The organism is Streptomyces sp. B6B3, from assembly GCF_039871525.1.
In the GTDB taxonomy this organism is placed as follows: domain Bacteria; phylum Actinomycetota; class Actinomycetes; order Streptomycetales; family Streptomycetaceae; genus Streptomyces.
Genome location: NZ_JBDPLU010000003.1, coordinates 219,760 through 233,390 on the forward strand (window position 1 = coordinate 219,760; position 13,631 = coordinate 233,390).

The window sequence follows — 13,631 nt, forward strand, 5'->3', positions numbered from 1 at the left end:
CCTGGCCCGCCGCTCATGGCGTCGGGCTCACAGTTCTCTGGCGATGTGGTGGATCAGCTGCCGGGACTCCTCGGGCCCCAGCGACACGTCGTCGGTCCGGCCCAGGAACGCCCGGTACCCGGCGAGCTGGGCATCCGCGTCGAGGTAACGGCCGCCCAGCGGGCCGTCGATCTGCACCGTGTCGAGCTGCGGCACCACGCCCGTCGCGTAGACGACCGGCTGCGTCATCTCGAAGAACTCCTCGTTCGTGAAGGGGACCACCCGGACCGTGACGTGCGCCAGCTGCGCCATCCGCATCAGGTGGTCCAGCTGCCCGCGCGCCACCCGCCGGCCGCCGAACCGCATGCGGAGCGCCGCCTCGTGGATCACCGCCTCCAGCCGGGGCGGGTCCTCCCGCTCCAGGATCGCCTGGCGCCGCATCCGGTGCTCGGTGCGCGCCTCGACCTCGTCCTCGGGCAGCTCGGGGCTGCCCCGGAACAGCGCGAGCGCGTACTCCCGGGTCTGCAGCAGGCCCGGCATGGAGACCGTCTGCACGGTCCGCAGCGAGAGCGAATGGTGCTCCAGCTCCGCGATGTCCAGGAAGCGAGGAGCAAGGATGTTCCGATACTCGTCCCACCAGTACTGCCCCCGCCGCTCCCGGGCGATGGCGCACAACGCGTCGAGCAGGGCCTGGTCGGCGCATTCGTAGAACGTCGCGAGCCGCAGAATGCGCTCCTCGCTGACGCCGATCCGTCCCGACTCTATGTGACTGATCTTCCCCTGGTCGGTGCCGAGCATCTCGGCGGCCTCCCGCGCTGTCCTGCCGGCACGCTCCCGCAGTTTCCGCAACTCCGCGCCGAGTCGGGTCTGTCGTACGGTGGGTTTCTCCCTCGGCGGCATCGTGCATCCGGTCCTTCCCTTGACTGGTCCCGAGTCTGCCGCCCCATCACCCCTTGCGTCCACTCACCTACATCGCCGTACATATGCCTCACTGCGCCCGAACCGCACCGGCGGGAACGAGCCACACACGTGAGCGGCGCGGATGGCCGGAAGTGATCAGGAGTAACTATGCCCCCTCGACGGCGGGTGCGCGGGGGACCGGCGGGCCGGGACGAGGCCGGCCGCCGCTCCATGCCGGATGTCCGCGGTTGCCGGTACCGTTGGGCGGATGACCCCAGGGACCGGCCGGACCGGGGACCGCCCCCACCCCCGCACCCTCGCCGACGAGCTCCGCGCCCGCACCGACGAGGAGTTGACCTGGCTGCTGCGGGCCAGGCCCGACCTGCTGTCGCCGCTGCCCGCGGACCTCTCCCAGCTGGCCACCAGGGCCGGCACCCGGGCGTCCGTGCTGCGCGCCCTGGAGCGCCTCGACACCTTCACCCTGCAGACCGCGGAGGCGCTCGGCGTCGCGCCGCAGCCCTGTCCGTACCCGGACGCGCTGGCCGCCCTGCTCCCCGGGCCCGAATGCGCGGCGCGGCTGCCGCACGCGATGGACACGCTGCGCCGGCACGCCCTGGTGTGGGGGCCGCGGGAGGCTCCCCGGCTGGTGCGCACCGCGCGGGAGCTGCTCGCCCCGACCCCGGAGCGGCCCAGCGCCACGGGCCTGGGCCCGACCCTCGGCGAGGCCGCCGGCCGGCTGTCCCCGAGCCGGATGCAGGCGCTGCTGGCCGCGGCCGGGCTGCCCTCGACCCACGACCCGGTCAGCGCGGTGGCCGCGCTGACCGAGCTGTTCGGCGACCGGAAGCGGATGACCGCGCTGCTCGACCAGGCGCCCGAGCGGTCCCTCGCGGTGCTGCACCGGCTGGTCTGGGGCCCGCCCTACGGCGCCGTTCCGGCCCGTCCCGGACCGCCCCTGCAGTGGCTGCTCGACCGCGGACTGCTGCTGCCGCACGCCCCCGGCACGGTGGTGCTGCCCCGGGAGGTGGCGCTGCACCTGCGCGGCCTGACCGGCGGCGGCGCGCACCGCGAGCCGCTCCCCCTCCCGCCCGAGCTGACGACACGCGTCCGGCCGGCCGGCGCGGGCTCCGACCTGGCCCTCGCCACCGACGTGGCGGCGGGCACCACCGCCTACACGGCGCTGACCGTCGTCGACACCCTGCTGACCGCCTGGGAGACCGACGGGCCGCCGGTGCTGCGCGCCGGCGGGCTCGGCGTCCGGGAGCTGAAGCGCACCGCCGTCGCGCTGGACGTGGCCGAGCCGGAGGCGACGTTCTGGATCGAGCTCGCCTACGGCGCCGGGCTGCTGGCCTCCGACGGCGAGGCGGACGAGCGGTACGCGCCCACCCCGCGGTACGACGAGTGGCTGGCCGAGCCGCCGCAGCGACGCTGGGTGCGGCTCGCCTCCTCGTGGCTCGCCGCCACCCGGGTGCCGGGGCTGGTCGGGAGCAGGGACGCCAAGGGACGGCTGCACGCCACGCTCGGCCCGGGACTCGACCGGGGCCCGACGGTGGAGCTGCGGCACCGGGTGCTGGCGCTGCTGGCCGAGCTCCCGCCGGGCGAGGCCCCCGAGCCCGGCGCGATCGCCGCGCGCATCGCGTGGGAGCTCCCCCGCCGGATGCCCGAGGACCTGCGCGACCAGCTGACCGCCGCGACGCTCGCCGAGGCCGAACAGCTCGGCGTCACCGGACACGGCGCGCTCGCCTCCTTCGCCCGCGCGCTCCTCCCGCCGGCCACCTCGGACACCGACGCCGAGGCCGACGCGGACCGCCGCACCGACCACCCGACGAAGGCGCCGGCCCTGCCCGACGGCGACGATCCGTTCCCGGACCACCGCCGCACCGGGCCCCCGGCAGGAGGACGGGGCCGGGCCGACGGAGGACTCGGCGCCGGGGACGTCGTTCCTGGCGATCCCGAGCGCCAGCCGGGCTCCGGCGCCACCACCGAGGCGTCCGGCGCTGCGGGCCCGGCAGGGGCACCGGGCCGCGCCGACGAAGCCACCCGCCAGGACAGCGTCCCGGGCGATCCAGAGGTCCCTCCGGGTTCCGACCCCACCGAGGCGTCCGGCGCAGGGACACGGAGCAGAGCCGACGAAGCCACCGGCCAGGAAAGCGTTCCGGGACATCCCGTGGGCCGCCCGGACCCCGCGGCCGCCGAGGCCCTCGACGCCCCGGGCCAGGCCGGTGGCGCGGCCGGCGGTTCCGCGGGAAGCGGACCGGCGGGGCCCGGGGCCGCCCAGGCCCCGGCGGGTGCGGGCCGGCCCGCATCCGCACCCGGACGGGACACCCCGGAATCGCGGGAAGCGGAATGCGCGCGGCTGCTCGCCGAGCGGCTGCCCGCCCTGCTCGACCACTTCCTCCTCCAGGCGGACCTCACCGCCGTCGCACCGGGACCGCTGGAGCGGGAGCTGGCCCAGGCCATGGCCGTGGTCGCGGAGGTGGAGTCGACCGGCGGTGCCACCGTCTTCCGGTTCACGCCGTTCTCCGTCCGCCGCGCCCTGGACGCCGGCTGGTCCCCCGCCGAGCTGCACGCGTTCCTCGCGAAGCGCTCCCGCACCCCTGTGCCGCAGCCCCTGACGTACCTCGTCGACGACGTGGCCAGGAAGCACGGCCGGATGCGGGTCGGCGCCGCCGCCAGCTACCTGCGGTGCGACGACGAGGCCACGCTCACCCAGCTGCTGGCGGACCGCCGCGCGGAGGCGTTGCGGCTGCGCCGGCTGGCCCCGACCGTGCTGGTCTCCGACGTCTCGCCCGACACCCTCCTGGACCGGCTGCGGGAGATGGGCCTCGCGCCGGCCGCCGAGACGGCCGAGGGCGCGGTGCTCACCCTCAGCCTCGCGTCGCACCGCACCCCGCCGCGCAGCGCCCCGCACCCGGCGCCCGAACTTTCCGGGGACGACGCGGACGACGCGCTGCTCTCCGCCGCGGTCCGCGCGCTGCGGGCCGGGGACCACGCGGCACCGGGACCGGACGGCGCGGCGGGCGCCGCCACGCCCCGGCTGCCGGAGCCCGAGGGCGGGGCGCCGCCGCGCACCTCCACGGCGGAGACCCTCGCCGTCCTCCAGGACGCGGTCCGGTCCGGCGATCCGGTCTGGATCGGCTACGTGGGCGCGGACGGCATCGCCGGACAGCGGGTGCTGTCCCCGGTCCGGGTGGAGGGCGGCTTCGTCACCGGTTTCGACCACACCGCCGAGGAGGTCCGCACCTACCCCCTGCACCGGATCACCGGCACCCACCAGCTCGCCCGTTGACCGCCTCGCCCGGTGACCGCGGCGGACCGGAGGCGGGGAAAACCGGAGGCCGCCGCATGACCCCGGCCCGTAGGGTGATCCGATGATCGTCGTTCCCGAGGCGCTGGCGGAGGCGCACGCCAAGTACGAGGGCGAGGCCGGCCGCGCCTGGATCGCGGCGCTGCCGGGGCTGGCCGCCACCATGCTGGAGCGCTGGGACCTGACGCCCACCGGGCCCGGCCGGCACGGCGTGGCCGCGCTGGTGCTCCCGGTCACCAGGGCCTCTGGCCCCGGGGCGGGCACCCGCGCCGCGTTGAAGCTGCAGCCCGCCACCGGGGAGAGCGTCGGGGAGCCGTCGGCGCTCCGCGCCTGGCGCGGCGACGGCGCGGTGCGGCTGCTGGAGCACGACCCCGCGTCCGGCACGATGCTGCTGGAGGCCCTGGACCCGAGCCGCTCGCTGGACGACGTGCCCGACGTCATGGAGGCGCTCGCCGTGCTCGCCGGGCTGATGGCCCGGCTCGTCGCCGCCCCACCCCCACCAGGGCTGCGGCGCCTGGGCGACATGACGGCCGGAATGCTGGACCGCGTCCGCGCCGCCGCCCCGCGGCTCGCCGACCCGGCGCACCGCCGGCTGCTCACCGACTGGGCGGCGGCCGTCCGCGAGGTCGCGGACGAGCCCGGCGGCGCGCTGCTGCACTGGGACCTGCACTACCAGAACGTGCTGGCCCCGCTGCCCGGGGCCCGCGCCGCCGGCCGCGAGCCGTGGCTCGCCATCGACCCCAAACCGCTGCTCGGCGACCCCTGCTTCGAGCTGCTGCCGGCGCTCTGGAACCGCTTCGTCCCCGACGCCGCCGACGTGCTGCGCCGCTTCGACCTGATGACCGAAACCGTCGCCCTGGACCGCCAACGCGCCGTCCGCTGGACGCTGGGCCGGATCCTGCAGAACAGCCTGTGGCTCGTCGAGGGCGGCGAGACCACCCTCCCCGCCGACCACACCTTCATCGCCGACTCCCTCCTCGCCCGCCGCTGACCCGGGCGGCGACGCGCGCCCAGCCCCAGGTGCGACACTGGACGCTTGGCCACGACCGACCAGCCGGCATCCGAGGAGGGGCGCATGGACAGCGGGCCGCTGATCGTGCAGAGCGACAAGACGCTGCTGCTTGAGGTGGACCACGAGCGGGCCGAGGCGTGCCGTCGGGCCATCGCGCCGTTCGCCGAGTTGGAGCGGGCGCCCGAGCACATCCACACCTACCGGGTCACCCCGCTCGGGCTGTGGAACGCCCGCGCCGCCGGGCACGACGCCGAGCAGGTCGTGGACGCGCTGGTGACGTACTCGCGCTATCCGGTGCCGCAGTCGCTGCTGGTGGACGTCGCCGAGACCATGGCGCGGTACGGGCGGCTCACCCTCACCAAGCACCCGACGCACGGCCTGGTGCTGGTCACCACCGACCGTCCGGTGCTGGAGGAGGTGCTGCGCACCAAGCGGATCAAGCCGCTGGTCGGCGCCCGCATCGACGCCGACACCGTGGTCGTGCACCCGTCGGAGCGCGGCCAGATCAAGCAGGCGCTGCTGAAGCTGGGCTGGCCGGCCGAGGACCTGGCCGGGTACGTGGACGGCGAGGCGCATCCGATCGAGCTGCGCGAGGACGGCTGGGCGCTGCGCCCGTACCAGCGGCACGCCGTGGAGGGCTTCTGGCACGGCGGCTCGGGCGTCGTGGTGCTGCCCTGCGGCGCCGGCAAGACGCTGGTCGGCGCGGGCGCGATGGCGCGGTCCAGCTCCACCACGCTGATCCTGGTGACGAACACGGTCGCGGCCCGGCAGTGGAAGGCCGAGCTGGTGCGCCGCACCTCGCTGACCGAGGACGAGATCGGCGAGTACAGCGGGGCGCGCAAGGAGATCCGGCCGGTCACCATCGCCACGTACCAGGTGCTGACGACCCGCAGGAAGGGCGTCTACCCGCACCTGGAGCTTTTCGACTCCCGGGACTGGGGCCTGATCCTCTACGACGAGGTGCACCTGCTGCCCGCGCCGGTGTTCAAGTTCACCGCCGACCTCCAGGCCAGGCGCCGGCTCGGGCTGACCGCGACGCTGGTGCGCGAGGACGGGCGGGAGTCCGACGTTTTCTCGCTGATCGGCCCGAAGCGGTACGACGCGCCGTGGAAGGAGATCGAGGCGCAGGGGTACATCGCGCCCGCCGACTGCGTGGAGGTCAGGGTGGACCTCACCGACGCCGAGCGGCTGGCGTACGCCACCGCCGAGCCCGAGGAGCGGTACCGCTTCTGCGCCACCACCGACGCGAAGCGCCGGATCACCGAGGCCCTGGTGCGCCGGCACGCGCGGCAGCAGACGCTGGTGATCGGTCAGTACATCGACCAGCTGGACGACCTGGGCGCGCGGCTCGGCGCCCCGGTGATCAAGGGCGAGACGACCAACGCGCAGCGGGAGAAGCTTTTCAACGCCTTCCGCTCGGGCGACATCGGCGTCCTGGTGGTGTCCAAGGTCGCCAACTTCTCCATCGACCTGCCGGAGGCGACGGTCGCCATCCAGGTGTCCGGCACCTTCGGCTCCCGGCAGGAGGAGGCGCAGCGGCTCGGCCGGGTGCTGCGGCCCAAGGCGGACGGGCACGAGGCCCGTTTCTACTCGGTCGTCGCCCGGGACACCATCGACCAGGACTTCGCGGCGCACCGCCAGCGGTTCCTGGCGGAACAGGGCTACGCCTACCGCATCGTCGACGCCAGCGAGCTGACCGCCGCGCCGGCCGCGGACGAGGAGGGCGAGGGCGAGACGACGCTGGACGGCGTCTAGGGTGCGCCTCCCGGGGCGGCGGCAACCTCCGGGCCGGGTGGTGGCGACTGCAGGGGTGAGTGAGCGTCCCCCCACACGCCCCGCCCCCGAAGGAGCACCACGTGAGCACCACCGTCACGAGGAGAGGCCGACGGCTTTCGTCGCCCACCCGCCGACCGAGGAACGCGCTGGTCACGGGCCTGGCCGGGCTGCTGTCCGGCGCCGCGGCGCTGCTGCTGTGGCCCGCCGGCGCGCAGGCCGAGCCGTTGCCCGTCACCGGTGACACCGGCATCCACGACCCGTCGATGGTGCGGACCGACGAGGGCTACGCGCTCTACGGCTCGAACAACCTGCTCGACGCGCGCACCTCGCCCGACCGGAGCGCCTGGAGCTCCGCCGGCTCCGCCTTCGCGGCGCCGGCGGACTGGTGGTCGGAGTACTCGCCCGAGCAGAGCCCGTGGGCGCCCGACGTGTCGGTCCACGACGGCACGTACTACATGTACTACGCGGTCTCCAGCTTCGGCTCCAACACCTCGGCCATCGGCCTGGCCACCAGCGACACCGGCCTGCCGGGCAGCTTCACCGACCGCGGCGAGGTCTACAGCACCAGCTCGGGATCCGACCACAACGCCATCGACCCGAACCTCTTCGTCGACGACGACGGCACGTGGTGGATGGCGTTCGGCTCGTGGTGGACCGGCATCAAGATGTTCGAGCTCGACCCGGCCACCGGCATGCGGTCCACGGAGAACGACGAGCTCCACAGCCTGGCCTCGGCCGACGGCGGCATCGAGGGCCCCGCCCTGGTGAAGGAGGGCGACTACTACTACCTCTTCGCCTCGTACGGCGTGTGCTGCCAGGGCACCGACAGCACGTACAGCATCCGGGTGGGCCGTTCGGAGAGCCCGACCGGTCCCTTCGTCGACCAGAACGGGACGGACCTGATGAGCGGCGGGGGCACCACCGTCCTCGCGTCCGAGGGCCGCTTCGTCGGCCCGGGTGGCCAGTCCGTGCTCAGCGACGACGACGGCGACGTGCTCGTCTACCACTACTACGACGGTGAGGACAACGGCGCCCCGAAGCTCGGCCTCAACGTCATCGACTGGGGCAGCGGATGGCCCGTGGTGGGCTGACCAGCGGGTGGTCAGGCCGCTGATCAGCCCGCCACGAACGAGCGGTAACCGGGCGGCTCGGGCCCGGTTACCGCTCCCCCTCGTGGGGAGCCGTGCCGGGCCGGGCGAGCCGCACCCCGGCACGCTGCTCGTCGACCCTCCCCAGGATCACGACCTCGAAGGCGGCGCCGGCGACGACGCGAACGGCGCGCAGCGCGTTGCCCAGCAGATGCCGGGAGTGGTCGCGCGCCTCACCAGCGGCCGTGGCCCCGGCGACGGCTGTGGTCGGTGTGACTGACAGTGCGCTCATGTCCTTCAGGGTGCTCCTGAGCACCCCGGAGCCACATCGACCCCAGGTCTGATTGTCGGATTCACCCGAGTCACCCGGATGGCCTAGTACCCCTGAGGCGGACCCCGGGTCCCGACCCGGAGAGCGCTCAGGGTGCGCCTCGGTGACAGGCGGTGGCCGGGGGCGGCTCGGGTGGTGTTCCGGCGCCACGGAGAAAACGGTTTGCGCTCGCCGCCGACCGCGGCCTAGGCTCCCGTGCTCTGCCTCCCGGGCCATCGCGCGCCCAGGGAGCCGACCGCACGGCAACCGGTCGGCAGCCGTCCGAATCCGCGCACCACCTCACCGGAGGCTTCCGCCGTGCCCGCCCGTCCTTCCGCACCCTCCCCAGCCACGCCCTCGCCCACCCCGCCCTCCTCCGACCAGGGCCCCCTCGACGCCGAACGCGCCCATCTGGCCGCGTCCCGGTCCGCGCTGCGCGCGATGCGGGCCGACGTCGAGTCGCTCGACATCCGGGACGTCGCCGCGAACTGGGTCAACGCCGAGGTACTGGCCTCGGAGATCGAGGTGCGGGTCAAGGCGCTCGCCGACCTCGCCGACACCCCGCTCTTCTTCGGCCGCCTCGACTACGAGCACGCCCTGCACGAGGACGCCTCGGGCGAGCAGGCTCACCGCTTCTACATCGGCCGCCGCCACGTGCACGACGCCGCCGGCGATCCGATGGTCATCGACTGGCGCGCCCCGGTCTCGCAGCCGTTCTACCGCGCCTCCAAACGCGACCCGCAGGACGTCGCGCTGCGCCGCCGCTTCGGCTACGACGGCGGCGAGCTCACCGCGTACGAGGACGAGCACCTCACCGACCGCACCGAGGCGGAACGATCCTCCGCGCTGCTCCAGCGCGAGATCGAACGCCCGCGCGTCGGCCCGATGCGGGACATCGTGGCCACCATCCAGCCCGAACAGGACGAGATCGTGCGCGCCGAGCTGTCCGGCACGGTCTGCGTACAGGGCGCGCCCGGCACCGGCAAGACGGCCGTCGGCCTGCACCGGGTGGCGTACCTGCTCTACGCGCACCGGGAGCGGCTGGCCCGCAGCGGCACGCTGGTCATCGGCCCGAACCGGTCCTTCCTGCGCTACATCGAGCAGGTGCTGCCGGCGCTGGGCGAGCTGGAGGTCCGGCAGTCGACCGTGGACGAGCTGGTGGCCAGGAGCGCGGGCGTCGAGGTGCGCGGCGCGGATCCCGCGAGCGCGGCGCTGGTCAAGGGCGATGAGCGGATGGCGGCGGTGCTGCGCCGGGCGGTGCGCGCCGGCGTGCGGATGCCGAGCGAGGGCGTGGTCGTGGTGCGCGGATCGCGTCACTGGCGCGTTCCGGTGTACGAGGTGGAGGAGCTGGTGCGGCAGCTGCTGGCGCGCGACATGCGCTACGGCGCCGCCCGCGACGCGCTGCCGCAGCGAATCGCGCACCACGTGCTGGTGCGGATGGAGGCGGCCGGCGAGGCGCCGGACGACCGGGTGCAGAACGCCGTGGCCCGCACGCCCGCGGTCAAGGCCGTGGTGCGGGACTGCTGGCCGCTGGTGGACCCGGCGAAGCTGGTGCTGCGGCTGCTGTCGGATCCGGAGTTCCTGGCCGAGCAGGCGGAGGGGATCCTGACCCCGGAGGAGCAGCGCGCGATCCTGTGGGAGAAGCCGCCCCGCGGCGTGAAGTCGGCCCGCTGGTCGGCGGCGGACGCGGTGCTGATCGACGAGGCGCGGGACCTGGTGGAGCGCACGCCGTCGCTCGGGCACGTGGTGCTGGACGAGGCGCAGGACCTCTCGCCGATGCAGTACCGGGCGGTGGGCCGCCGGTGCAGCACCGGTTCGGCCACGGTGCTCGGCGACATCGCGCAGGGCACGACGCCGTGGGCGACGCCCGACTGGGCGGCGGCGCTCGGCCACCTCGGGAAGCCGGAGGCGGCGGTCGAGGAGCTGACGCAGGGCTTCCGGGTGCCGCGCGAGGTGATCGCCTACGCCTCGCGGCTGCTACCCGCGATCGCGCCCGGGCTGGCCGAGGCGACCTCGATCCGCGAGTCGGCGGGCTCGCTGGCGGTCCGGCGGGTGGCCGCGGAGGACCTGACCCCGTCGGTGGTGGCCGCCTGCCGCGACGCGCTCGGCCACGAGGGTTCCATCGGCCTGATCGCCGCCGACCCGCGGGTCCCGGAGCTGGGCGCCGCGCTGGACGCGGCGGGGCTGCCGTTCCTGGCGCCCGGCGAGGAGACCTCGCGCACGTCCCGGCTGACGCTGGTCCCGGCGTCGCTGGCCAAGGGCCTGGAGTACGACCACGTGGTGCTGGACGAGCCGGCGGCGGTGGTGGCCGCGGAGCCCGACGAGCGCACCGGCCTGCGCCGCCTGTACGTGGCGCTGACCCGGGCGGTCTCCGGCCTCGCCGTGGTGCACGCGAAGCCGATGCCGGAATGGCTGGTCGCGGCGCCGGGCGGCCGCGCGGGATCCGACTGAGCCACCGGGCCGGTCGGGCCGCTCCCGCCCGCCGCGCGGCGGGCGCCCGTCGGGGGGACACTCGGATGATGACCGCCATGTCTGACGACGACGTCGAGAAGCGGCTGCTGGACCGGTTCACCGTGCTGGTCGGCCCCGAGGGGCGCCCGCTCGGCGCGGAGTTGCTGGCCCGATGGGCCGAACCGCAGCGGCGCTACCACACCACGACCCACCTGCGGGCCGTGCTGGACCGGCTGGGCACCCCGGAGTTGGCCGGGCACCCGACGGACCCGCTGGCGGTCGAGCTGGCCGCCTGGTTCCACGACGCGGTCTACGACCCGCGGGTGCCGGACGACGAGAACGTGGAGCGCAGCGCCCGGCTCGCCGAGCACCGGATGCCGCCGTCCGCCCGCCGCGCGGAGGTGGCCCGGCTGGTCCGGCTGACCGCGGGACACGACCCGGCGGAGGACGACGCCAACGGCGCCGCGCTGTGCGACGCCGACCTGGCGGTGCTGGCCGGCTCGCCCGAGGAGTACGCGGCGTACGCCGCGGAGATCCGGCAGGAGTTCGCGTTCGTCCCCGACGGCACGTTCCGCGAGGGCCGCGCCGCGGTGCTGCGCCGCCTCCTCGCGCTCCCCCGGCTTTTCCACACCCCGCACGCCGTCGCCCACTGGGAGCCCACGGCCCGCTTCAACCTCCAGGGCGAGCTTTCGCTCTTGACCGGCTGACCGCCGACTGACCGCCGACTGACCGAAGTGCCGCCGCCCGCGCGGAAAGTGTCAACCAAGGTGCAGGGCGGGTGACCCGACGACCGATGCCCGGGCACCCTCCGGCCCGGCGAGACTGCCCAGCGATCGTCGTCAGATCCGATCGAGGAGGCAGTCCGCATGAGGTCCACGGCGTCACGGCTCAGTCTGGTGGGGGTGGCCGCGGTCACCGCCGGGCTCCTGGCGGCCCTCGCCACCCCACTCACCGCGGCGCCGCGCGAGGGTCCCGAGCAGCTGTACGTCGCGCCCTGGGGCGACGACTCCTGGCCGGGCACGGCGGACCGCCCGTTCGCCACCCCGGAGGCCGCCCAGCGCGCGGTCCGCGAACGGACGGCGGACATGGACGCCGACGTCGTGGTCAACCTGCGCGGCGGCACGTACTCCCTGACCGAGCCCCTGGACTTCTCGGCCGCCGCGGGCGACGGCGGCACGGGCGGCCACGACGTCGTCTACCAGGCGTACGGCTACGGCACCCCGCAACAGGAGTCCGTCACCCTCAGCGGCGGCCGGGAGGTGACCGGCTGGCAACCCGCCACCGAGGTGGCGGGCGCCTGGCGGGCGGACGTCGGCGACCTGGAGACGCGCCAGCTGTTCGTCGACGGGCGGCGCGCGCCGCGTACCGCGCTCGGCGGCGGCCTGCCCGGCGAGGCGATCCGGATGCCGGAGGGCTACGCCGTCCAGAACACGGCGCCGCAGTCCTGGGAGCGGCCCGAGGACATGGAGCTGGTCTTCAACGGCGCGGCGGAGGGGCTGCCGTACTCGGAGGCCAGGTGCGGCGTCGCCGGCATCGCGGGAGACGCCGAATGGACCCTGATCACCGTGGACGAGCCGTGCTTCGGGGACCTGAAGGAGGCCTACGACAACGACGTCCCTGGCGCGGTGCCCGGCGCCCCGACGGACGTGGAGAACAGCCTCAGCCTGCTGACCGAGCCCGGCACCTGGTACCTGGACCGCTCGGAACCGGGGCAGCACGTGCTGTACTACCTGCCCCGCCGGGGCGAGGACCCGCGCCGGGTCCCGGTCGTCGCGCCGGTGCTGGAGACGCTGCTGACCGGCGCGGGAACGGCCGACGAGCCGCTCGGCGGCCTGGCCTTCCGCGGCCTGACGTTCGCGCACGCGACCTGGCTGGCGCCGGACGAGCCGACCGGCTTCCCGCAGATCATCGGGAGCTGGTACTGGACCGAGGGCGCGCTCGCCCGGATGCCGGGCCACGTCGCGTTCCGGGCCGCCGAGGGGATCACCCTGGAGGGCAACCGCTTCACCGCGCTGGGCGGGCAGGCGCTGACCCTGTCCGAGGTGGGCGCGGGCAACACGGTGCGCGGCAACGTCTTCGACGACCTCTCCGGCGGCGGCGTCGAGCTGCACGGCCCCGGCGGCGGCAACCGCGTCACCGACAACCGGGTGACGGACGTCGGCGTCGACTACCGCAGCTCCATCGGCATCGTGCTGGAGGGCGCGCCGGACTCGACGATCGCGCACAACCAGGTCAACGACGTGCCCTACTCGGGCATCTGGGGCGAGGCGCCGACCGGCCTGCGGGTCGAGAACAACCTGGTGTACGACGCGACGCGGGAGGTCCCCGACGGCGGCGGCATCTACCTGCCGTTCGCCCAGGGCACGTCGTTCGCGGACGGCGCCGTGGTGCGCGGCAACGTGGTGCACGACGCCGGCGGCGTCGGTCTCTACCCGGACGTCGGCGCCGACTGGGTCACCCTGGAGGGCAACGTGCTCTACGGCAGCGAGTACGCCGTGAGCGGCGTCGAGCCGGCCCGGATCCGGATCGCGGACAACTACTGGGACAACGACGTGCCCTACTGGTGGCCCGAGGACACGCCCACGGACGGCGTCACGCTCTCCGGCAACACGCTGCTGCCGCCCGAGGACCCGGCGGCGGCCTGCCGCGCCGACGCCGGCTGCGCGGACGTCCTGACCAACGCCGGCCCACGCCCGGGCCGCTGGGACACCGGCCGCTGACCGCCCGGACCCGCGAGGCCCGGGCGGCACCCCCCGGTCCACGCCGGCGCGCGGAGGCGTCGAACGCCGCCGGCCGCACGCCGGTCGGCAC

At 75.1% G+C, this 13,631-nt stretch carries 9 protein-coding genes; 7 read left to right on the forward strand and 2 right to left on the reverse strand.

Annotated features, from left to right (window positions below):
• Positions 1-27: 27 nt before the first annotated feature.
• Positions 28-879 carry a helix-turn-helix transcriptional regulator gene (locus tag ABGB06_RS08675; protein ID WP_347586986.1) on the reverse strand — a complete coding sequence of 284 codons (852 nt, stop codon included), beginning with the start codon at positions 877-879 and terminating at the stop codon, positions 28-30.
• 268 nt (positions 880-1,147) lie between these two features.
• On the opposite strand from ABGB06_RS08675, the gene ABGB06_RS08680 reads away from it, so the two are divergent.
• The 4 genes from ABGB06_RS08680 to ABGB06_RS08695 all read left to right on the forward strand — a co-directional run bounded on the left by ABGB06_RS08680 (position 1,148) and on the right by ABGB06_RS08695 (position 8,062).
• Positions 1,148-4,165 carry a helicase-associated domain-containing protein gene (locus ABGB06_RS08680; protein ID WP_347586988.1) on the forward strand — a complete coding sequence of 1,006 codons (3,018 nt, stop codon included), beginning with the start codon at positions 1,148-1,150 and terminating at the stop codon, positions 4,163-4,165.
• A gap of 82 nt (positions 4,166-4,247) precedes the next feature.
• The gene (locus tag ABGB06_RS08685; protein ID WP_347586990.1) at positions 4,248-5,174 is read left to right on the forward strand and encodes an aminoglycoside phosphotransferase family protein; all 927 of its coding nucleotides are present in this window, start codon (positions 4,248-4,250) and stop codon (positions 5,172-5,174) included.
• Positions 5,175-5,258: 84 nt separating this feature from the next.
• A complete protein-coding gene (locus ABGB06_RS08690) occupies positions 5,259-6,950 on the forward strand; it encodes a DNA repair helicase XPB (RefSeq protein ID WP_347587528.1) in 1,692 nt (563 codons plus the stop codon).
• A 101-nt stretch (positions 6,951-7,051) separates the two neighbouring features.
• Entirely contained in the window at positions 7,052-8,062 is a 1,011-nt protein-coding gene (locus ABGB06_RS08695; RefSeq protein WP_347586992.1) for an arabinan endo-1,5-alpha-L-arabinosidase, read from the forward strand.
• 67 nt (positions 8,063-8,129) lie between these two features.
• On the opposite strand, the gene ABGB06_RS08700 is transcribed toward ABGB06_RS08695, so the two are convergent.
• The gene (locus ABGB06_RS08700) at positions 8,130-8,351 is read right to left on the reverse strand and encodes a hypothetical protein (RefSeq protein ID WP_347586993.1); all 222 of its coding nucleotides are present in this window, start codon (positions 8,349-8,351) and stop codon (positions 8,130-8,132) included.
• Positions 8,352-8,780: 429 nt separating this feature from the next.
• Here ABGB06_RS08700 and ABGB06_RS08705 point away from each other — a divergent pair, with 429 nt between their 5' ends.
• The 3 genes from ABGB06_RS08705 (at position 8,781) to ABGB06_RS08715 (ending at position 13,540) form a co-directional block, all read left to right on the forward strand.
• On the forward strand, positions 8,781-10,820 hold the full coding sequence (locus tag ABGB06_RS08705) for an ATP-binding domain-containing protein (protein WP_347587530.1): 2,040 nt from the start codon (positions 8,781-8,783) through the stop codon (positions 10,818-10,820).
• Between the two features lie 77 nt (positions 10,821-10,897).
• Positions 10,898-11,527, forward strand: coding sequence for a metal-dependent phosphohydrolase (locus tag ABGB06_RS08710; RefSeq protein ID WP_347586995.1), 630 nt, complete (start codon positions 10,898-10,900; stop codon positions 11,525-11,527).
• 159 nt (positions 11,528-11,686) lie between these two features.
• Positions 11,687-13,540 (forward strand): right-handed parallel beta-helix repeat-containing protein, encoded by a 1,854-nt coding sequence (locus ABGB06_RS08715; protein WP_347586997.1) that lies wholly within the window; start codon positions 11,687-11,689, stop codon positions 13,538-13,540.
• Positions 13,541-13,631: the final 91 nt, after the last annotated feature.

Excerpts from the sequence above, each read along its gene's own strand:
- ABGB06_RS08675 (WP_347586986.1), bottom strand. The coding sequence starts at position 879 with ATGCCGCCGAGGGAGAAACCCACCGTACGACAGACCCGACTCGGCGCG.
- ABGB06_RS08680 (WP_347586988.1), top strand. The coding sequence starts at position 1,148 with ATGACCCCAGGGACCGGCCGGACCGGGGACCGCCCCCACCCCCGCACC.
- ABGB06_RS08685 (WP_347586990.1), top strand. The coding sequence starts at position 4,248 with ATGATCGTCGTTCCCGAGGCGCTGGCGGAGGCGCACGCCAAGTACGAG.
- ABGB06_RS08690 (WP_347587528.1), top strand. The coding sequence starts at position 5,259 with ATGGACAGCGGGCCGCTGATCGTGCAGAGCGACAAGACGCTGCTGCTT.
- ABGB06_RS08700 (WP_347586993.1), bottom strand. The coding sequence starts at position 8,351 with ATGAGCGCACTGTCAGTCACACCGACCACAGCCGTCGCCGGGGCCACG.
- ABGB06_RS08710 (WP_347586995.1), top strand. The coding sequence starts at position 10,898 with ATGTCTGACGACGACGTCGAGAAGCGGCTGCTGGACCGGTTCACCGTG.
- ABGB06_RS08715 (WP_347586997.1), top strand. The coding sequence starts at position 11,687 with ATGAGGTCCACGGCGTCACGGCTCAGTCTGGTGGGGGTGGCCGCGGTC.